Below are 20,868 nucleotides of genomic sequence, written 5' to 3' on the forward strand. Positions count from 1 at the left end.
AATGGACTATCAAGCTGTCATTCCTGAATTTGTAGTATCTGACATCGAAAAATCACGCCACTTCTACTGCAACCTGCTAGGATTCTCTGTCGAATACGAGCGTCCAGAGGAGAAATTTCTCTTCCTCTCACTTGAAGACTGCCAACTTATGCTAGAAGAAGGCAGCACAGAAGAATTAGCCCAACTAACCTATCCTTTCGGGCGCGGTGTCAATATTTCCTTTGGTATTGAAGATGTCCCTCAACTCCACCAAAAACTGCTAGAAGCTGACTATCCTATCCATCGTCCCTTAACCAAAAGAAAGTTTCGTGTTGGAGATTACTATATCTATCCTCATGAGTTTGCAGTTTTGGATCCAGATGGCTATTTTTTAAGATTTAGCGAGTAGAATAATAAAGATTTGGAAAAAGTCTTTAAAGTTAAAAAGGCATATTGTCAAGTGTTTAAAAACTTGATAATATGCCTTTTATGATGGAAAAAACCTTCTAAATGTTAGCCAATAAGTTAATTTTTGCCCGTTTTTATTATATTTGTTCGTTTTTTAAACCAAAACACTAACAAAATATTTGATTTCTAAAGTTATTTAGTGTAAAATAAAAACATTGGCTCAAGCCTATTTAAAATTGAATATCATTTTACTTGTTTATGTCGTGAATTGGCACGACGTTTCTACAAGGTGCCGGAACACCTAACAATAAGTAAGTCAGAAGTGAGGTATGGTCGTTTTTGCCATGCCTATTTTGGGGACTTACTTAGAGATTAAGTAGGTCCTTTTTCTATTTCTTGCTAGAAACTATAAACAAGCAAATGGATTGGCTTTTAGACTTTAGGAGGTCTTATGAAATTATTAGAAGAGCGCATCCTCAAGGATGGGCATATCTTGGGTGATAACATCCTCAAGGTAGATTCCTTTTTAACCCACCAAGTTGACTTTAGCTTGATGCGAGAGATTGGTAAGGTTTTTGCGGAAAAATTTGCTTCTGCTGGCATTACTAAGGTTGTAACCATTGAAGCGTCAGGTATTGCCCCAGCCGTTTTTACAGCTGAAGCCTTAAACGTTCCCATGATTTTCGCTAAAAAAGCTAAGAACATCACTATGAACGAAGGCATCTTAACTGCCGAAGTTTACTCCTTTACCAAGCAGGTAACCAGCACCGTTTCTATCGCTGGAAAATTCCTCTCACCAGAGGACAAGGTTTTGATTATCGACGACTTCCTTGCTAATGGCCAAGCTGCTAAAGGCTTGATTCAAATCATCGAACAAGCTGGTGCCACAGTCGAAGCTATCGGTATTGTGATTGAAAAATCCTTCCAAGATGGCCGTGATTTGCTTGAAAAAGCAGGCTATCCTGTCCTATCACTCGCTCGTTTGGATCGTTTTGAAAATGGTCAAGTTATTTTTAAGGAGGCAGATCTCTAATGCAAACTCAAGAAAAACATTCGCAAGCAGCCGTTCTTGGCTTGCAACACTTACTAGCCATGTACTCAGGATCCATCCTGGTTCCTATCATGATTGCGACAGCCCTTGGCTATTCAACTGAGCAGTTGACCTACCTGATTTCCACAGATATCTTCATGTGTGGGGTGGCAACCTTCCTCCAACTCCAACTCAACAAATACTTTGGGATTGGACTCCCAGTCGTTCTCGGAGTTGCCTTTCAGTCGGTCGCTCCCTTGATTATGATTGGGCAAAGCCATGGTAGTGGCGCTATGTTTGGTGCCCTTATCGCATCAGGGATTTACGTTGTTCTTGTTTCAGGCATCTTCTCAAAAGTAGCCAATCTCTTCCCATCTATCGTAACAGGATCTGTTATTACCACTATTGGTTTAACCTTGATTCCTGTCGCTATTGGAAATATGGGAAATAACGTTCCAGAGCCAACTGGTCAAAGTCTCTTGCTTGCCGCTATCACTGTTTTGATTATCCTCTTGATTAACATCTTTACCAAAGGATTTATCAAGTCTATCTCTATTTTGATTGGTCTGGTTGTTGGAACTGCCATTGCTGCTAGCATGGGTTTGGTGGACTTCTCTCCTGTTGCAGCAGCACCACTTGTCCATGTCCCAACTCCACTCTACTTTGGGATGCCAACCTTTGAAATCTCATCTATTGTCATGATGTGTATCATCGCAACGGTTTCTATGGTGGAGTCGACTGGTGTTTACCTAGCCTTGTCTGATATCACGAAAGACCCAATCGACAGCACGCGCCTGCGCAACGGTTACCGCGCAGAAGGTTTGGCCGTACTTCTCGGAGGAATCTTTAACACCTTCCCTTACACAGGATTTTCACAAAACGTTGGTTTGGTTAAATTATCAGGTATCAAGACTCGCCTGCCAATCTACTACGCAGCTGGTTTCCTGGTTCTCCTTGGACTCCTTCCTAAGTTTGGTGCCCTTGCTCAAATCATTCCGAGCCCTGTCCTCGGTGGTGCCATGCTGGTGATGTTTGGTTTTGTATCGATTCAAGGGATGCAAATCCTCGCCCGTGTTGACTTTGCTAACAATGAACACAACTTCCTTATCGCAGCAGTTTCAATCGCTGCAGGTGTCGGACTCAACAATAGTAATCTCTTCATCAGCATGCCGACAGCCTTCCAAATGTTCTTCTCAAACGGAATCGTCGTAGCCAGCCTACTTGCTATTGTCCTAAATGCCGTATTAAATCATAAGAAGAAATAAAAAAAGAGGTGTGAGCCTCTTTTTTGTGTGACAAAATAAAAACATCTACTCATATATACTAGTCTCATAGTCCTGAAAATCATCTGCATCAAGAACAATTTCACAACTCTTATACTTTTCTCTTACAAGTCGTTCGGCTTCATCTGGATTTTCAGCCTCTATGCTTACTAAACGGGTTAGAGTTTCTGTAATTTCTACTGTATACTTTTTCATCTTAAGTTTCTCTCCAATAACTCACTTATTAGCAATAATCTATGTTTTGGGCTTTCCAACCACTCTGGTAATTCATCTCCATATTCCCAGCTATATTTTTTATTCAATAAAGAAAGTTGTTTCTCATCACCAAACTCCATATTTTCAGATAACCACCTCACACAATCAGGGTCTGATAAAGTATAAACCATTACACATAAGTTTTCATAATTACTCTCTGTTTCATAATCAGGCCAGATGACTTTTAAGAAATCATACACCTCTTCTGATGCAACAAATTGTTTCGTTTTCATAATTTCCGATACTTTCCTCTACCTTTAAATTCTATTATTTCTTTGTCTCTTAATATTTGAAGCTGTTGCCTAATTTTTTCTTTGATATGATTGTTCTTAACAAAGATATTTTTTAGGTCACTTTCAAAACGATACATATCTTCAAGGGTAAATTCTGAACCCTCTATCTTATCTATACAATTTAGAATTTCTATTGTCCAACCTCTTACTGAAAGAGAGTTCTTCCTTAAAAATAAACTTTGCTTAAATTCTTTTGTAACTTTTTCTGGATCTCTAACTTGTCCATTTTTCACAAGAAATATTCTTCCTTTAGAAGGTACTTGTGATAAATCAATGTTACAACCAATCCAACCTGCTCGTCTAGCAGTTGGCGCAAGTGGCTTCCTTTGAATAATTGATTTCGGTGTAACAAATTGCTTTGGAAGGACCAGAAAATTATTTACCTCAAAATTTTTTGTATAAGTTAAAAAAAAGAAATTAGGATTATTATCTGCCTGAACACGCTCCATCATCGTTGCATAAGCACCATCATTGATTGTTGATGAAAAATTTCCTTTTTTGCTCTTTAGTTCAAACTCCTCACTACAATGATTACAATAAAAATCTGCTACAGGCCGATTATTTTCAAAATGATTTAAGGGATTGTTCCCACAATTAGGGCAATAAGACTGACGATAAACCCAATCCTCCGTTAAGATACGTGCCTTTTGGCTATTACTTTTATAGGTTTCTACTAATTCTAAATTAAAGTGTAATTCCATTTAAAAATTCCTCACTAATATGAGAATTCACTCGATATAATCAATTAAAATCTACTATAACTAGTATACCACAATATGTACCTATTACATTTGTATTTCATCACTCTCTTTTATATTTCCTTCTAACATATCTCATAAATTAAAAATGAGTGAGATAAATTTATCCCACTCACCTTTCTTTATATCCTTACCTGTCTTTCTTCTGACCGCTGGCCTGTGACAAACATGGTAAAGGTTGCTTTGCAGACGTTTCTGCCTTCTTGATTGGTGATATCCACATCCACTACACAGGTTGTGCGACCTTGATGGACGCATTCTCCTTTAATGGTCAGCACATCGTCGAGTTTTCCTGCTTTGAGGTAGTTGATAGAGGATTGGAGAGTCACTCCGTCTAGTCCTAGCGAAATGACCACCAAACCACTGATCTGGTCGCAAAGGGTAAAGAGATAGCCACCATGGGCATTGCCATAGTAGTTGAGCGACGAGTTCACTACTTTGGTCGTCACCACAACGTGACCATCTCTCATTTGTTCAATTTCGTAATTTTCAAAGGCAGATATAGCATCAAAATGAAAATCTTTCATCGTTTCCTCCTGATATTTCAAACGACACTATGATACTACTTTTTATAGGACTGTGCAAGGAGAAAGCTCCTAGTCTGGTAAAATTCCGACCTGTTCCACAAAGCGCATAAAGGCTGTCTGTCCTTGTTCCGTCTGCTTGTAGACTCCTGCATCCTCAAGTACACGCGCAAAGATAGCCCCCACAGAGTCCTTGACGATTTCAAGGGCTTTTTCTTTATCTGTTAGGTCTGGATATTGGGCTCTAAGTTGGTCTGCCCATTCCTGATGATAGTCGGCAACTGTATCAGCTTCTCCTACAAGATAGCTAGCGACTTGCTCCACTTCTTCTTTCAGACGTGGTGGCAAGATTGCCAAGCCCATGACCTCAATCAAGCCGATATTTTCCTTCTTGATATGTTGGACATCCTTGTGAGGATGATAGATGCCATCAGGATGTTCTGCAGAAGTCTGATTGTCCCGCAAGACCAAGTCCAACTCAAACCGGCCATCACGTTTGCGCGCTATAGGTGTGATGGTGTGATGCGGTGTCCCATCAGTCTCTGCCAAAATCTGCACTGCAGGATCTGAATACTGGCACCATTCCTGCAAAATCTTGTCAGCTAAGTTGATCAAATCTTCTTTGGAATTCGAAGTCAAACGCAACACTGACATTGGCCACTTGACAATCCCAGCCTTGACCTGCTCAAAACCAGCAAAAGAAAAAGTCTTTTGCATAGGAGCCAATTCCATAGGAAATACGTGACGGCCTCCCTGATAGTGATCATGAGTCAAGATAGAACCTCCCACAATTGCTAAGTCCGCATTTGAACCCGCAAAATAGCCCGGAAACTGCTCTACGATAGCCAGCAAACGTTCAAAACTCTGACGACTAATAGCCATAGGACGATGCTGGCCATCTAAGAAAATACAGTGCTCATTAAAGTAAGCATAGGGCGAATACTGGAAGCCCCATTCCTGACCAGCCATTTCAAAACGGATAATACGGTGGTTGCTGCGAGCTGGGTGGTTAACCCGACCATGGTAGCCTTCGTTCTCTATACAAAGCTGACACTGGGGATAATGGCTAGCTTGCACCAACTTAGCCGCCGCAATCTCTTTCGGATCCTTTTCAGGCTTAGAGAGATTGATGGTAATTTCAAGTTCTCCGTAGTCAGATGGAACACGATAAGCGATATTTTTAGCAATGGCCTTGAGTTTGATATAGTCGTTTTTCTGGCTGAACTGGTAAAAATCCGCTATCGCCTGCTCTGGAGATTGGGCATAGGTCTCCCAGAAGTCACGATTGACCTCACTCGGACAAGGGGTCACCAAATCCATCAGTTCAGCACCAAGGATTTCACGCGCAGTCTGACTATCCTCAATCGTCTCTAATCGAACGGCTTCCTCAACCAGCTGGTCCTTGAGGTCAATCAATTGATCTAGATCCGTCTCAACTTCCAAAACACCATCTCCCACTCGTGCCAAGACACGATTGGTCAGGTAGATTCGATCCATTTCCTCAAATGAACTTTCAGTAATAACATGTGTTACAAATTTATCTACTAAGGTCACTATAGAGCCTCCTTTTGACTAGTCAAGGACGCGAGTGCCACCTGCAACTTCAGCGATATAGAAGCTTGGAGCGTAGCCAACTACTTCCTCGTAGTGTTTTCCAACAGCTTCCTTAAAGGCCTCAACAGTATCTTTTTGCACCAAGGCAATGGCACATCCGCCAAAACCTGCCCCTGTCATACGAGCACCGAGAACACCTTCTTGAGCCCAAGCTGTGTGAACAAGAGTATCCAATTCCAAACCAGTTACTTCATAATCATGCTCAAGAGAAACGTGAGAAGCATTCATCAAGCGACCAAATGTTTCCAAATCACCTGCTTGAAGGGCTGCTTGAGCTTTAAGGGTACGTTGGTTTTCAAGCACAGCATGGCGAGCACGTTTTAAACGATTTTCGTCTTTAATCAGATAGCTATATTGGTCAAAGGCCCACTCGTCCAATTCACCCAAGGTCTGAATATCCAAGGCAGCTTGCAATTCTTCCACTGCTTTTTCACACTCAGCACGACGTTCATTGTATTTAGAGTCCGCCAATTCACGGCGTTTGTTAGTGTTCATGATAACAACGACATTGTCCTTCAAATCAAGTGGCACCAAATCATACTCTAAGTTGTTGGTATCAAGGTAAATAGCACGTTGATCAGCCCCCATACCAATAGCAAATTGGTCCATGATACCAGAGTTGACTCCGATAAAGTTATTTTCTGTTTGTTTTCCAATTTTAACCAAATCGAGACGCTCTAATTTTAAATCAAAGAGATGCTCTGCCACGACTCCTGTCAAGAGTTCAAGGGATGCTGAAGAAGACAAGCCAGCACCATTTGGGATATTCCCATAAACATAAAAATCAAAACCTTTGTCAATCACGTGTCCAGCTTCTTGCAAGAAATGAAGGACACCTTTTGGATAGTTGGTCCAGTTGTGCTCTTTTTCAAACTTGAGGTCGGCGAGAGGCACTTCGATAATACCCTTGTCCTCAAAGTTAGCTGAGTAGAAACGTACAACTTGGTCGTCACGCTTACGAGCTGCACCGTAAGTTCCCAAGGAAATAGCAGCAGGAAAAACGTGCCCACCGTTGTAGTCTGTGTGTTCACCAATCAAATTGATACGACCTGGTGAAAAGAAAGTTTGGTCTGCTTCTTGACCAAAAACAGCAAGAAAATCTTTACGAAGAGCTTCAGCAGTAAGATGTTGTGTCATATGAATTCTCCTTTTACTGTGCGTTAAGTCACCTTAACGTGTAATCGTTTTCTTCTATTGTATCCAAGGGATTTCCCAAGGTCAATCCTTTTTACTAAAATTTTACTAAACTATCAGTAAAATACAGAAAAATATGATATACTAACCTAAAAGGAGGAGGATTTATGGCTACCTTAAAAGACATTGCACAGCTAGCCTCTGTCTCTATCGCGACCGTATCCCGCGTCCTCAATCGCGACCAGAGCCTATCTGTTACAGAAGAAACCAGACACCGTATTTTAACCGTTGCTGAAGAGTTGGGCTACACTAAGCACCTCAAGACAGGCGAGTCCCACAAGCCCAAGCAAAAGATTGCCATTATCCAATGGGTCAGCGAACAAGGGGAGCTAGACGATCTCTACTACTACCAGATTCGCCTAGGAATAGAAAAAAGAGCCCAAGAACTGGACTATGATATTTTACGCTATTTTAATGACCATCCTTTTACACTGAGCGAGGAAGTCATCGGGATTCTCTGCATCGGAAAGTTTAGTCGAGCTCAGATCTCTGCCTTTGAAGAATACCAAAAGCCTCTTGTCTTTCTAGACAGTGATACTCTTTCACTAGGACATACCTGCATTATCACGGACTTTTACACTGCCATGAAACAGGTTGTCGATTATTTCCTCAGTCAAGGGATGGACCGTATCGGGATTCTAACAGGGCTTGAGGAAACAACAGACCAAGAAGAAATCATTGAGGATAAGCGGCTGGAAAATTTCAGAAACTACAGTCAAACAAAAGGAATCTATCATGATGAACTGGTCTTTCAAGGAAGCTTTACTGCCCAGTCTGGCTATGACTTAATGAAGGAGGCTATTCAGAACTTAGGAGACCAACTCCCACCAGCCTTTTTCGCAGCTAGCGATAGTTTAGCCATCGGTGCCCTCCGTGCGCTCCAAGAAGCTGGAATCAGCCTACCAGACCGCGTCAGCCTCATTTCCTTTAACGACACTAGTCTGACCAAGCAAGTCTATCCTCCCCTCTCCAGCATCACCGTCTATACCGAAGAAATGGGCAGAGCAGGCATGGATATTCTTAATAAGGAAGTACTCCACGGTCGCAAAATCCCTAGCCTAACCATGTTGGGAACCAGACTGACTCTGAGAGAAAGTACAAGGAATGAATAGGATAACAAAACGACCTCTAGCGAGGTCGCTTTTCTAATGATGATGCCCATGCTTCTGCTCTAATTCTCTCACCCTCCGCTTATGTTGCGCATGATTGCTTTGACTGCTATCTACTTCAATAGTGATATTCTGCACGCCTCTTTCTTCTAAACATTGACGCACCACTTCTTTGGTTTCCATCATCTGTTCCCAGTCCTTGATACAAATGTGAACAATAGCATTATTCTCTAGACCATCCATGGACCAAATGCTAAGTTGATTGACACTGTTGACATTGGGTAGAGCCTCTAAATCCTTCTCCAAATCACTTGTCTCGACTCCTTCTGGCACAGCATCTAGGAAAATTTTCAGTGCGCTCCAAAAGCGAGGAATGGCTTTCGACAGAATAAAGATAGAAATAACTAGTGATAAAAGCGGATCGAGGATATACCAGTCCGTAAATCGAAGAATAATCGCCATTAGAATGACGGCCAACCAACCAAGAGTGTCTTCCAAAAAATGCAGGCTAAGAATTGACTCGTTCTTTGTTTTCCCCTTACGAACTACCAGACTTGCTAGCACATTAATGGCTACTGCAATGATTCCCAGCCAGAGGATGCCTTCCTCATTGACGGGTTGCGGGTGAACAATCTTTGTGACATTTTCCAAGATCACTAGGACAGACCCTATCATAAGAATCACAGCCGTTAGCATGGCTCCTAAAAGACTAAAACGTTTGTAACCCAAGGTGTACTGTCTATCTTCTTCACGGTTTGAAATTGTTTCTAAAAGGGCTGAGATGCCAATGGCTATAGCATCTCCCAAGTCATGAACGGAATCAGCAAGAACTGCACTCGAACCAAAGATTCCTCCTGCGATAAACTCAACAATCGCATAGCTTAAATTTAAGAAAAAAGCTAACCAGATAGATGTTTTAGAACTCATTTCTCTCCCTCCTTTGGTATAATGGGTATATACATACTTCTTTCATTTGTATTATCTAATAAAATTCAAAGAAAGGATAGAAGCAAACTGTCAGCCATGTTCAGTTCTGAACAGTTTGTCTCAAGTGTCTACATGCCAAAAAGAGACCGTCGAGTCAGCAAGACGAAAAAAGCCATCTATCAAGCTTTTTTACAACTTTTGAACGACAAAGGCTATGATGCCACTACTGTTCAGGATATCATTGACCTAGCAGATGTTGGGCGTTCTACTTTTTACTGTCACTATGAAAGCAAGGAACTCCTTTTAGATGAGCTCTGTCGCTACCTCTTTCATCATCTCTTTGAAAGGGAAGGACACTTTACTACCGAGGACTACCTCGCACATATCTTTTTACATTTTCAGAAAAACCAGGACCATGTTACCAGTCTGCTATTTTCCAAAAATGACTACTTCCTCCGTCAACTCCATAAAGAGCTAGAACACCATGTCTATCCCATGTTGGCTGATGAGTTAAAAGAAGCCCACACTAATCTGCCTACTTCTTACCTCCAACACTTGGTCGTGTCCAACTTTATCGAGACATTGACCTGGTGGCTCAAAAAAGGACAAGACTTTACATACCAGGAAGTTGTCCAGTTTTATCTAGACCTTCTCATTCCTAAAAATTGAATACAGAGTAGAGCTCAGTTGCCTTATTTCTAGGCTACTGAGTTTTCATCTTTTCAACAATCAAAAAAGCCCAGACAACATTGTCTGAGCAGTTTTCTATATGGTCGTTTAACAAAGTTGAGTTTGACATTTTCAAACTATTTCTTCAACAAACCTTGTTCTTGTAGAAACTCCTTGGCTACTTGTTCTGCTGACTTGCCTTCAACACCGACTTGGTAGTTGAGCTGGCTCATCTGGCTTTCAGTAATTTTACCAGCCAATTTATTGAGAACTGTTTCCAACTCTGGATGTTTCTTGAGAAGAACTTCTTTCATGAGTGGAGCCCCTTGATAAGGTGGGAAGAGTTGCTTGTCATCTTCCAATACCTGTAAATCATAACGTGCCAATTCCGCATCGGTCGAATAGGCGTCCGTGATTTGAATATCACCTGACTGAATAGCCTGATAGCGAAGGGCTGGTTCCATGGTCGCTACATTGAGATTGAGACCATACATTGATTGCAAGCCCTTATTGCCATCTTCACGGTCATTAAACTCGAGAGTAAATCCAGCCTTCAACTGCCCTTCCACTTTTTTCAAGTCCGAAATGGTCTTCAAGCCATATTCTTGAGCAATCTTTTTCGGAACAGCTACAGCATAGGTATTTTGATAAGACATAGGTTTGAGATAGGATAGATGATCCTGTTTGGCAATGCCATCACGCGCTACCTGATAAACCTGATCTGGCTCATGACCCACTTTCGGTGATGGTTGCAGCAAACTTTCAGTCACCGTACCAGTAAATTCAGGATAGATGTCAATATCGCCTTTTTTCAGAGCTTCATAGAGAAAGCTTGTTTTCCCAAAATTAGGTTTAACAGTCGCAGTCATGCTGGTATTTTCTTCAATCAGTAACTTATACATATTAGCCAAAATTTCTGGTTCCGGTCCCAATTTTCCAGCAATGATCAGGTTCTCTTTCTCTTTTTGAGCCAAAAGAGCTGGACTATAAGACAAACCGAGCAATATTGTCACCAAGGCAAAACCAGAAAAAATCGTTCGCAATTTTGCTTTTTCCATCACTTTTAGTAAGAAGTTAAAGACAATAGCCAGCACTGCTGAAGAAAGTGCCCCAATCAAAATCAGACTGGCATTATTACGGTCAATTCCCAAAAGGATAAAGGAACCCAGTCCCCCTGCACCAATCAAGGCCGCCAAGGTTGCCGTGCCGATAATCAAGACCGCTGCCGTCCGAATCCCAGACATCATAACAGGCATAGCAAGTGGAATTTCAAACTTCTTGAGACGCTCCCACCTAGTCATCCCAAAGGCAATCCCAGCCTCTTGTAGACTTGGATCAATTCCCTTGAGTCCAGTGATGGTATTTTGTAAAATCGGAAAGATCGCATAGATCACTAGAGCTGTCAAAGCCGGCAAGGTTCCAATTCCCATCAAGGGGATAAAGAGCCCCAGCAAGGCTAGAGACGGGATGGTCTGGAAAATCCCTGCAATCTGCAAGACCCAGTCGGCCAATTTCTCATGATAGCGAAGATAAACAGCCAAGGGAATCGCGATAAAAATAGCTAATAACAAGGTCAAAAGTGACAACTGCAAATGTTGAGATAGAGCTGTCAACCAATCACTAAAACGATCTTGAAAAGTTGCAATTAAATTAGTCATGAACACTACCTCCAAACAAGTCTGCTACAAAATCTGTTGCAGGAGCTTTTAAAATAGTCTCGGGATTCGCCACCTGGCGAATCTCTCCATCCTGCAAGACAGCAATACGGTCCGCCAATTTCAGAGCTTCATCCGTATCATGGGTTACAAAAATCGCTGTCATCCCAAATTCTTTATGCAATTCTTTCGTCAGAATCTGCAACTGTTTTCTCGAAATAGCATCCAATGCTGAAAAAGGTTCATCCATGAGGAGAATCTTAGGCTGACCAATCATAGCACGAACAATACCGACCCGTTGCTGTTCTCCACCAGATAATTCACTAGGCAAACGATGCCCATACTCAGCTACTGGTAAACCAACCTTTGCCAAAAGCTCTTCTGTTTTCTGAGCAATTTCTTCCTTAGTCCAGCCCTTCATCTCAGGAATCAGGGCAATATTTTCCGCAACCGTTAGATTTGGAAAGAGAGCAATGGACTGTAAAACATAACCAGTAGAAAGACGAAGTTCACGCTCATCATAGTCTTTGATGCGCTTGCCATCCATATAAATATTTCCATCAGTTGGTTCCAAGAGGCGGTTGACCATCTTAATCACGGTTGTCTTACCTGAGCCAGAAGGCCCAACTAAAACCATGAACTCCCCATTCTCAATTCGTAAATTAACGTCTCTCAAAACATCTTTTTCTGTGTAACGTAGAGCTACATTTTTGTATTCAATCATTCTGTATCCTCAATTTAAAACTTCCCTCGATTGGTCAAATCTTCTACCTTAGGCATGACTTCCTTATTGTCCCAATGTTCCACAATTTTCCAGTTTTCTAGACGGAAGATATCGTACTGGGCATAAGCAACTCCACCAATCTGAGTTTGACCATAGCTAACCACATAGTTTCCTTGTCCTAAGAGTTGGAAAACAAAGTCAAAAGTGGCCTTTACTTATAAACATCTAATTTGCTCCATTTTAAACCTCATTTTCCTCCTCTTTCAGATTAGCCAAAATTCTTTCTTGAAAGGCTTCAAACTGACGAATTTCTTCTTCTGAAAATCCTTTGTAAAAGATCGTATCCAATTTCTGACTGACACGATGCCCCACTTCTTTCTGAGACTGCCCCAACTCTGTTAAAACCAAATACTTCTTACGCTTATCTTCTCCACATGGACTAATAGTTACAAGATTTTGTTCCTCTAGCTTTTTAATCATAGTCGTCAGTGTATTGTTAGCAAGTCCAGTCGCCAAAGCAATATCTGTCGCAGTTGCGCAGCCAGTTTCACTATTCCATAAAACCGCTAAAATCTTTCCCTGCTCACTCCGATAAAGAGCTTCAGGGTCTTGGCTCAGTAACTTTTGAAAAATCCGCCCATTCAATAAACGAATATGATGAGCTAGCAAATGACTATCTTTCATGACACCTCCAATTTATTTCGATATCGAAACGAATAAAGCAATTGTAACACTCATTATTCTAACTGTCAACTATTTCGACTTAGAAATAATTTTTCCCAGTAAAAAAAATCTCCTACCCAAGGTAGAAGAATTTTAATCTTATAAAACTTAATCCGTCATGTCCGATACCAACGTTCGATGCTCTAAGGGAATACTGCACATAACTAGCAAGAAAATGAAACCAGACTGAATCCAGAAGAGGGCCAAGTCAAAGATTCCGTGCACAGCAACCACTGTAAGGAAAGATAGATAAAGACCAATAATCGGACGTTTCCCCGACTCCTGACTCATATCCATCATCAAGCGAACAGGAGCAACAGAAGACAAAACTAATAAAATAGTCCCCACAACTCCGTAACTCAGAATCGTATCAATATAAAGGCTGTGAGCATGTTCATGATAAGGAGCATGTATCCGAGGATACGAGTGCATGTAGGTCAATGGCCCCTCACCCCAAAAAGGATTTTGCTTAAACAAGGCCATCCCAGCATCCCAAATAGAGATCCGTTCTTCCATAGAAGAGTCTAAAGTCCCCATCCGAACTCCCAAATCACTGGAAAAGAGGAAGCTCAAGCCAATCGCAAAGACCCCAATACTAAGCCAAAAGGCCTTCCAGTTTTTAATGGTCGTAAAGAGATAAATAATGGATCCAGCGATAATAGCAGGAAAGGCAGTTCGATTTTGAGTAAAGTTCAAACCAAAGAGATTCACAAAGCCTGCAAACACACAGAATACTTTCAACCAATTCAATTTGGTCGTTGTAAACAGATAGAAAGCAATCATGATACAGAAACAACAAATAATTCCATAATAATTAGGATTAAAGAAGGTCACTTCTGCACGATTCTGATGCCACACCTGCATATTGGGTGAAAGAAAAGCATAGTTAAATTTCTTCACAATTTGGAAATGTTCTAAACTCGCAAAAGCAGCTGACAAGACGCTACCAAACAAGACGAGCTGCAAAATCAATCGAAAGAATTTATGTGATAAAATCGACTGATAGTGCAAAAAGAAAACAGTAAATAGAAAAATTCCTACTGAAGCTACAACTCCCATCCAATTTTGTGCAAAAACGGATATAACAGTACTATAGCCAAGAAAAAGAAGCAGCATCGGATGCTCCCCCATTTTCTGAAGAATACTTTTCATGTCTCCTGTAAAAATCAAACTAATAATATATAAACAGAATACAACTACAAAAAGATAAAAGGGTAAAAAGATACTCAGGATAATTCCCAATAAAATCAGTTCTTTACTAGACAACCCTTTCAGCTTTTCAATAAAGCCTATTGATTTCAAAACGAATCCTTTCTCTCCAAATCAGTTGATTCAGATAATAGTAAGCTACCCTTTATTGTACCACTTTTTTAGCAATTTGAAAACAAAGAAAACGTTTCCCTAGATAAAAAAGCGAGCAAAAATACTGAGATTTCACAACTCAAGCTTAATGACTAGATTCACTCTAAAAAATCGTGCCGAAAATAGTAGGTATATGTTAAAATAGTAGTAATATAATAAGGTTTTGACCAACAATCCGAACTATATTTAAATCATTTACAATTCCTAAAGAAAGGAAACACTATGAAATCCTACCAAGCCGTCTACCAAATTCTAGCTAAAGAAAACGATTATATCAGCGGAGAAAAGATTGCAGAGGAACTATCACTGACTCGAACATCAATTTGGAAAGCCATCAAGCGTTTAGAACAAGAAGGCATTGAAATTGATAGTATCAAAAACAAAGGCTATAAACTGGTGAATGGAGACCTTATTCTTCCAGAACTTCTAGAACAAAATCTTCCAATTAAAATCAGTTTTAAACCCGAAACAAAATCAACTCAACTAGATGCAAAAGAAGCAATTGATTTAGGGAATGAAGCAAACACCCTCTATATAGCTTCCTATCAAACAGCAGGCCGAGGTCGATTTCAACGTTCTTTCTACTCACCACAAGGTGGCATTTATATGACACTCCATCTCAAACCAAATCTCCCTTACGACAAATTACCATCCTACACACTACTTGTAGCAGGAGCTGTCTACAAAGCCATTAAGAACCTAACTTTAATTGATGTCGACATAAAATGGGTCAATGATATCTACCTAAACAATCATAAAATTGGAGGAATCCTTACTGAGGCAATGACCTCTGTAGAAACTGGCTTAGTCACAGATATCATTATTGGAGTAGGTATTAATTTCACTATTAAAGACTTTCCTCAGGAATTAAAAGAAAAAGCTGCTAGTTTATTTAAAACACCAGCACCTATTACCAGAAATGAATTAATCATAGAAATCTGGCGGACTTTCTTCGAAACACCAGCAGAAGAACTATTATACCTATACAAAAAACAGTCATTCGTTCTAGGAAAAGAAGTTACTTTCACACTAGATCAAAAAGACTACAAGGGACTTGCTAAAGATATCTCTGAAACTGGAAAACTTCTAGTTCAATGTGATAATGGAAAAGAAATCTGGCTAAATAGTGGCGAAATTTCACTTAGGACTTGGCACTAAAAAATATATCCAGTTTTTAAACATACCTTGAAGAAATTTCACTATAAGATAATTATAAACACCATTCATCACTAAAAAGATAAGCAAGTTGTTTTATCGAAAATAGCACGTTTCATAAACTACTATAATTAACAAAAAATAGAACGAGTACAGAAATACTCGTTCTATTTTTTCTAAACTACTGATTAAAGTGAGTTTACGTCAACTTTGATACCAACACCTTGAGTAGTTGTGATAGTCAAGTTTGTTACGTAAGTTCCTTTAGCTGTAGCTGGTTTTGCTTTTTGGATTGTTTCGTTGAAAGCTTTGAAGTTTTCAACCAATTTTTCAGCTTCAAATGATACTTTACCGATGATTGCTTGAACGTTACCTGCACGGTCAGCACGGTAAGTGATTTTACCACCTTTAGACTCTTCAACTGCTTTAGCAACATCCATTGTTACAGTACCAGTTTTAGGGTTTGGCATCAAGTTACGTGGTCCAAGGACACGTCCAAGACGTCCAACAAGAGCCATCATGTCAGGTGTAGCGATAACTACGTCGAAGTCCAACCAACCGTCGTTGATTTTAGCAACAAGGTCATCTTCACCAACAAAGTCTGCACCTGCAGCTTTTGCTTCTTCAGCTTTTGCACCACGTGCGAAAACAAGAACGCGTGAAGTTTTACCAGTACCGTTTGGCAATACCATTGCTCCACGGATTTGTTGGTCAGCTTTTTTAACGTCGATGTTCAAGTTGTAAGCAACTTCTACAGTTGCATCAAATTTTGCAAAGTTAGTTTCTTTTGCAAGTGCTACAGCTTCTTCTACGCTGTATGCTTTTGTGCTGTCGATTTTCTCAAGAGCAGCACGAAGTTGTTTGCTTTTTTTAGCCATTTTCTATTCTCCTTGTAAGTGGTTCAATCGATTTTCATCTCCCACGTCACTTCTCGAAATGATGAAGTCTTGCGGGTTATATTGGGGGTGTTATTGATTAGTCAACAACAGTGAATCCCATAGAACGAGCAGTACCTTCGATCATACGCATTGCAGACTCTACGTTTGCTGCGTTCAAATCTGGCATCTTAGTTTCTGCAATTTCTTGTACTTGTGCACGAGTAACTGTAGCAACTTTAGTTTTGTTAGGTGTACCTGATCCTTTTTCAACACCTGCAGCTTTTTTCAAAAGAACAGCAGCTGGTGGTGTTTTAGTGATGAAAGTAAATGATTTATCTTCGTAAACTGAGATAACAACTGGAATGATCATACCAGCTTGGTCAGCTGTACGAGCGTTGAACTCTTTTGTGAATCCCATGATGTTGATACCAGCTTGACCAAGAGCAGGTCCAACCGGTGGAGCTGGTGTAGCTTTACCAGCAGGGATTTGCAATTTTACAAGTTTTTCGACTTTTTTAGCCATTTTTAAATCCTCCTTTGTGGTTTTGGCGGTAATTAAAGATTTTTACCTCCCACAAGTATGCTTTACACATACTCATCTATTATACACTATTTATCTGGAATTGCAAGGAAAAAGTTTATTTTTTAATCGACGTAATCTCCACCTTCAAAGCCGAAATACTCTTCCAAACTGAGGCCACTAGCTGCAATCTCTTTAGCCTCTTTTCCTACATAACGAAGGTGCCATTCCTCAGCCATATAGCCTGTTTCCTTTTCCTTACCTTTAAGATAACGGACAACAAAACCATAATCAGCCGCATGGTCCAAGAGCCATTGGGCCGCTTTTTCTTCTGTCACCAAATCACCATTTGTTCCAATCACATCAAAGGCCAAGCCTGTCTGGTGCTCGCTATAGCCAGGGCGGGCAGAGTAACGGTCTGCTGCAGCCTTTCCATCTTTATTGACATAATCTTGATAGAGGTTAGTCTGAGTCTCGTAACTTCTAAAACCACTGTATTGATCACTAATTGGGAAGCCTGCCTCTTGCATCGCTTTGATGAGTTTGACCAACTCGGCCTTGGCTGTTGGATTTTCCCCTGGATTATAATCTTTAGACAATGGATAATGTTTATTGGCTACGATGATTTCATCGTATTTCCCTTGGATGCTGTAGTAGTCTCCTTTATTAACCACTTCTGCTTTTTGCTGAGCAGCTCCTTGAGACTTGCTTCCGACTGTTCCATCAGCTTTAGCTGTTTGTTCTGTCTTAGCTGCGCCATCTTCATTTTTTGCTTTTTCTTGTGAACAAGCTGCTAGACTCAAGGCTAGCAAGGCTGTCAAGACTAGGTATCTTTTTTTCATTTCTACTCCTTTATTTCTAATAGTTTATCTACTTCTAACGATAAACGTTTGACTAATCTTTTAATCTCATCCGGTTTTGCTTGGCAGGTTTCTGCTGTCATTTCTTCAAAGGGAACCCACCAGACTGGACCACGTCCCTTGAGACCATGACCATTCATGTCACCTCTTCGTCTAGGGAACAGATGCCAATGAAGATGGGCATCGCCATTTCCTAGCAGTTCGATATTCATTTTCTCAGCAGCAAAGGTCTTAGCAACCGCCTCTTGGACCACACTCATTTCTTCTAGAAAACGGAGTCTTGTCTCCTTTTTCAAATGGTGCAATTCGGTGACGTGTTCCTTAGCTAGAAAGAGACTATAGCCTGCAAAATACTGGTGGTCTCCAACCACAAGATAGCCTGTTTCCAACTCTTTGACAAAATAGGGATTTGCTCCCTTCTTGATGAGCTCAATTCTCTGGCAAATCAAACACATATTAGTCTACCAATGCGCTCTTAAGATAAGCATCAACCATACGCTCCGTTGCGACCACCGAGTCAATATGAGTACGCTCATAAGAATGGCTAGACTCGATACCAGCACCGAGAAGGGCATGTTTAACTTCTGCACCTGCAGACATAGCCGCTGAAGCGTCTGAACCATAAAACGGATAGATATCCAGTTTAAATGGAATATCTTGCTCTTTAGCCAAAGCAACCAAGTGTTGCCGGAAGTCATAATGATAAGGTCCAGAAGCATCCTTGACACAGATAGACACTGTATATTCGTCTGTTTGCTGATCATCTCCCATAGCTCCCATATCCACAGCCAGATATTCTACCACCTGAGCAGGAATGTTAGAATTAGCACCGTGTCCCACTTCTTCAAAGACTGAAAAAGCAAAATGGGTTGTTACTGGCAACTCAATCTTCTCTTCCTTATAAATACGAAGCAGGTTAAGCAAAATCGCTGCACTGACCTTATCGTCCAAATGACGAGACTTGATAAAACCTGTCTCTGTTACGACGGTTCGTGGATCAAAGCTGATAAAATCACCGACCTCAATACCAAGAGCACGAGTTTCTTTTTCACTGGTTACTTTTGCATCCAAACGCACTTCCATATTGTCCTGCGTGCGTTCTGCAGTTCCTGCATCCTTGTAGACATGGCAAGAGGTCTGGTGGATAAGGATGGTTCCGGATACCTTTTGACCTGTGCTAGCTACATGAACGGTACAGTTTTCACCTTCAATCATGTTCCAAGGAAAGCCACCGATACGATCCAGTTTGAGACGGCCGTCTGGTTTGACAGCACGGACAATAGCACCCAGCGTATCTACATGGGCAGTCACATAGCGATGCTCTTCATCATTTTGACCTTTGATGGTCACATTGACACCACCCTTGGCTGTACGAACCGGCTGGTAACCAAAACCTTCTAGAGTCTTGACTAAATAGTCCGAAATCTCCCGAGTGAAGCCCGTTGGCGACGCAATGGCTGTCAGTTCTTTGATATATTCTACTGTTTGATTCATTTCTTCACCTCTTTTGCTACCTATTATAACACATTTATCATCGGATAAAAAAAGAAAATCACTCCTGTAGACTTGGCTACAAAAGTGATTTTAACGATTATTCCATTTCAAAAACATCGCTTTCTTGCTTGTTTGGTAGAACCAATGAGAGCAAGATTCCGACAATAGCTGGCACCAACCATGGGAGAGATGCCTTGGCAAAAGGAAGAGCGTTGACAAGGCTTGCAAGAAACTCAACCTTAAACGAGCTTCCTAATACGCTTGCAATGGCAATAGCTGTAACCACAGCAATTGTCAATTGCATACCAGGTTTTGAAAGAGCAACAAATTTGTTGACAATGACAATCATAACGATGGCAATGGTGATTGGGTACAAGATAACCAGTACTGGAATGGAGTACTTGATAATCGCATCAAGACCCAAATTAGCAATGGCAAATCCAATCAAGGTAAAGGCTGTCGCATAAACCTTGTAGCTGATTTGTGGGAAGCGTTCATTAAAGAACTCAGCTGTTGACACAATCAAACCAACTGTTGTTGTGAAGCAGGTTACGGTAACCATAGCTGCAAGGAAGAGTTGAGCTGTTGAACCAAAGATTTCTTGAGTAGCTTGTGACAAGATGTAAACACCTGGTGTTCCACCCTTCATCGCTTCAGCAGGTACTGGGAAATGATTTCCAAGGAAACCTAAACCGATATAAAGAGCGCTGAAGGCAAGGCCAACAACGATACCAACAACCCAAATAGTTGAAATGTATTCTTTCTTACTTGAAAATCCAAGTTGTTTCAAGGTTTGAACTGCGATTACGCTAAAGGCAACTGAGGCAAGGGCGTCCAAGGTATTATAACCTTCTAAGAAACCTGTACCAAAGGCAGAAGCTTGATAAGCAGCTGAAGCAGCTTGAGGACTTGTCCCACCGTATTTGAAAGCTCCTAGTACAACCAAGATGACAATCAAAATCGCAAAGACTGGCGTTAAAATACGACCGATACGGTCCAAGATTTTTGATGGATTAAGCGAAATCAAATAGGCTGCCGCAAAATACAGAACCGTAAAGACAATCAAGCCAAGACCTTTATTAGCATCCGACAAAAGGGGGCTAATCCCGACTTCATAAGCTGTTGTAGCTGTACGTGGGATAGCAAAGAATGGACCGATTGACAAGTAAAGAACTGAGAGGTAAAGAGTCGCAAACCAAGGCGCTATCTTTGTTGAAATCTCGTAAATATATCCTTTAGGATTTAGCGTTCCAATAATAAGAGTCAAGACGGCGATACCGACACCTGAAAAGACAAAACCTGCGATGGCAGGAAGAAAATGTTCTCCAGATAGAGCACCTAGAGAAGGCGGAAAAATCAAGTTCCCCGCACCAAAAAATATTCCAAACAGGAGTAAACCTGTTAAGGCACCTTTTTTAGCCATGAAAATCTCCTTCATATTTATAAAATACTGA

The 20,868-nt window shown here is 40.9% G+C and carries 21 protein-coding genes, 2 pseudogenes and 1 riboswitch; of the genes and pseudogenes, 6 read left to right on the forward strand and 17 right to left on the reverse strand.

Translation table 11 applies throughout. The features are described from left to right. Position 1 precedes the first annotated feature (1 nt). The 3 genes from D8837_RS06070 (at position 2) to D8837_RS06080 (ending at position 2,682) form a co-directional block, all read left to right on the forward strand. The gene (locus tag D8837_RS06070) at positions 2-388 is read left to right on the forward strand and encodes a bleomycin resistance protein (RefSeq protein WP_049509839.1); all 387 of its coding nucleotides are present in this window, start codon (positions 2-4) and stop codon (positions 386-388) included. Between the two features lie 231 nt (positions 389-619). Further along, positions 620-715, forward strand: a riboswitch (purine riboswitch). Between the two features lie 123 nt (positions 716-838). Continuing rightward, the gene (locus tag D8837_RS06075; RefSeq protein ID WP_004262179.1) at positions 839-1,420 is read left to right on the forward strand and encodes a xanthine phosphoribosyltransferase; all 582 of its coding nucleotides are present in this window, start codon (positions 839-841) and stop codon (positions 1,418-1,420) included. Beyond that, a complete protein-coding gene (locus D8837_RS06080) occupies positions 1,420-2,682 on the forward strand; it encodes a nucleobase:cation symporter-2 family protein (RefSeq protein ID WP_049523878.1) in 1,263 nt (420 codons plus the stop codon). Before D8837_RS06075 ends, D8837_RS06080 begins: the two co-directional genes overlap by 1 nt. Positions 2,683-2,727: 45 nt before the next feature. Here the strand turns inward: D8837_RS06080 and D8837_RS09750 are convergent. The 5 genes and pseudogenes from D8837_RS09750 to D8837_RS06105 form a co-directional block, all read right to left on the reverse strand. Beyond that, positions 2,728-3,188: pseudogene (locus D8837_RS09750) on the reverse strand (DpnD/PcfM family protein). After that, positions 3,185-3,949: a DpnI domain-containing protein gene (locus D8837_RS06090; RefSeq protein WP_061453317.1), complete on the reverse strand. Its 765-nt coding sequence runs from the start codon at positions 3,947-3,949 to the stop codon at positions 3,185-3,187. Before D8837_RS06090 ends, D8837_RS09750 begins: the two are co-directional and overlap by 4 nt. Before the next feature lie 179 nt (positions 3,950-4,128). Further along, positions 4,129-4,533, reverse strand: a complete 405-nt coding sequence (locus D8837_RS06095; protein WP_049491328.1) for a PaaI family thioesterase — start codon at positions 4,531-4,533, stop codon at positions 4,129-4,131. Between the two features lie 69 nt (positions 4,534-4,602). Next, on the reverse strand, positions 4,603-6,084 hold the full coding sequence (locus D8837_RS06100) for a UDP-glucose--hexose-1-phosphate uridylyltransferase (RefSeq protein ID WP_125456513.1): 1,482 nt from the start codon (positions 6,082-6,084) through the stop codon (positions 4,603-4,605). Positions 6,085-6,102: 18 nt separating this feature from the next. Then, positions 6,103-7,281: a galactokinase gene (locus D8837_RS06105; protein WP_125456514.1), complete on the reverse strand. Its 1,179-nt coding sequence runs from the start codon at positions 7,279-7,281 to the stop codon at positions 6,103-6,105. A gap of 164 nt (positions 7,282-7,445) precedes the next feature. Here D8837_RS06105 and galR point away from each other — a divergent pair, with 164 nt between their 5' ends. Then, the gene (gene galR / locus D8837_RS06110; RefSeq protein WP_049491335.1) at positions 7,446-8,450 is read left to right on the forward strand and encodes a DNA-binding transcriptional regulator GalR; all 1,005 of its coding nucleotides are present in this window, start codon (positions 7,446-7,448) and stop codon (positions 8,448-8,450) included. A gap of 33 nt (positions 8,451-8,483) precedes the next feature. Here galR and D8837_RS06115 read toward each other — a convergent pair whose 3' ends face one another. Further along, entirely contained in the window at positions 8,484-9,374 is an 891-nt protein-coding gene (locus D8837_RS06115) for a cation diffusion facilitator family transporter (protein WP_000095928.1), read from the reverse strand. 132 nt (positions 9,375-9,506) lie between these two features. Here D8837_RS06115 and D8837_RS06120 point away from each other — a divergent pair, with 132 nt between their 5' ends. Beyond that, positions 9,507-10,043, forward strand: a complete 537-nt coding sequence (locus tag D8837_RS06120; RefSeq protein ID WP_004235331.1) for a TetR/AcrR family transcriptional regulator — start codon at positions 9,507-9,509, stop codon at positions 10,041-10,043. 137 nt (positions 10,044-10,180) lie between these two features. Here the strand turns inward: D8837_RS06120 and D8837_RS06125 are convergent, their stop codons facing one another. The 5 genes and pseudogenes from D8837_RS06125 to D8837_RS06145 all read right to left on the reverse strand — a co-directional run bounded on the left by D8837_RS06125 (position 10,181) and on the right by D8837_RS06145 (position 14,447). Further along, entirely contained in the window at positions 10,181-11,701 is a 1,521-nt protein-coding gene (locus tag D8837_RS06125; protein ID WP_125456515.1) for an ABC transporter permease/substrate-binding protein, read from the reverse strand. Then, complete coding sequence (locus D8837_RS06130) at positions 11,694-12,422, reverse strand: ABC transporter ATP-binding protein (protein WP_125456516.1); 729 nt, start codon at positions 12,420-12,422, stop codon at positions 11,694-11,696. Before D8837_RS06130 ends, D8837_RS06125 begins: the two co-directional genes overlap by 8 nt. 14 nt (positions 12,423-12,436) lie before the next feature. Further along, positions 12,437-12,628 (reverse strand): annotated as a pseudogene (locus tag D8837_RS06135) (polyketide cyclase); the annotation flags it as partial. A 34-nt stretch (positions 12,629-12,662) separates the two neighbouring features. After that, the gene (locus D8837_RS06140) at positions 12,663-13,106 is read right to left on the reverse strand and encodes a MarR family winged helix-turn-helix transcriptional regulator (protein ID WP_125456518.1); all 444 of its coding nucleotides are present in this window, start codon (positions 13,104-13,106) and stop codon (positions 12,663-12,665) included. 147 nt (positions 13,107-13,253) lie between these two features. Beyond that, the gene (locus D8837_RS06145) at positions 13,254-14,447 is read right to left on the reverse strand and encodes an O-antigen ligase family protein (protein WP_125456519.1); all 1,194 of its coding nucleotides are present in this window, start codon (positions 14,445-14,447) and stop codon (positions 13,254-13,256) included. 282 nt (positions 14,448-14,729) lie between these two features. Between D8837_RS06145 and birA the strand changes: the two genes are divergently transcribed. After that, positions 14,730-15,665, forward strand: a complete 936-nt coding sequence (birA, locus tag D8837_RS06150; protein WP_125456520.1) for a bifunctional biotin--[acetyl-CoA-carboxylase] ligase/biotin operon repressor BirA — start codon at positions 14,730-14,732, stop codon at positions 15,663-15,665. Between the two features lie 185 nt (positions 15,666-15,850). Here the strand turns inward: birA and rplA are convergent, their stop codons facing one another. The 6 genes from rplA to brnQ all read right to left on the reverse strand — a co-directional run bounded on the left by rplA (position 15,851) and on the right by brnQ (position 20,837). Further along, positions 15,851-16,540: a 50S ribosomal protein L1 gene (gene rplA, locus D8837_RS06155; RefSeq protein WP_001085675.1), complete on the reverse strand. Its 690-nt coding sequence runs from the start codon at positions 16,538-16,540 to the stop codon at positions 15,851-15,853. Between the two features lie 97 nt (positions 16,541-16,637). Continuing rightward, positions 16,638-17,063, reverse strand: a complete 426-nt coding sequence (gene rplK / locus D8837_RS06160; RefSeq protein WP_001085807.1) for a 50S ribosomal protein L11 — start codon at positions 17,061-17,063, stop codon at positions 16,638-16,640. 122 nt (positions 17,064-17,185) lie between these two features. Next, positions 17,186-17,902, reverse strand: coding sequence for an LD-carboxypeptidase LdcB/DacB (ldcB, locus tag D8837_RS06165; RefSeq protein WP_125386174.1), 717 nt, complete (start codon positions 17,900-17,902; stop codon positions 17,186-17,188). Between the two features lie 2 nt (positions 17,903-17,904). Further along, positions 17,905-18,375: an HIT family protein gene (locus D8837_RS06170; RefSeq protein ID WP_125386175.1), complete on the reverse strand. Its 471-nt coding sequence runs from the start codon at positions 18,373-18,375 to the stop codon at positions 17,905-17,907. Between the two features lies 1 nt (position 18,376). Continuing rightward, complete coding sequence (locus D8837_RS06175; protein ID WP_125456521.1) at positions 18,377-19,414, reverse strand: M42 family metallopeptidase; 1,038 nt, start codon at positions 19,412-19,414, stop codon at positions 18,377-18,379. Positions 19,415-19,511: 97 nt separating this feature from the next. Next, positions 19,512-20,837 (reverse strand): branched-chain amino acid transport system II carrier protein, encoded by a 1,326-nt coding sequence (gene brnQ / locus D8837_RS06180; RefSeq protein WP_185755679.1) that lies wholly within the window; start codon positions 20,835-20,837, stop codon positions 19,512-19,514. Positions 20,838-20,868 lie beyond the last annotated feature (31 nt).

This window comes from Streptococcus mitis, from assembly GCF_003942965.1.
Classification (GTDB): Bacteria; Bacillota; Bacilli; order Lactobacillales; family Streptococcaceae; genus Streptococcus; species Streptococcus mitis_BH.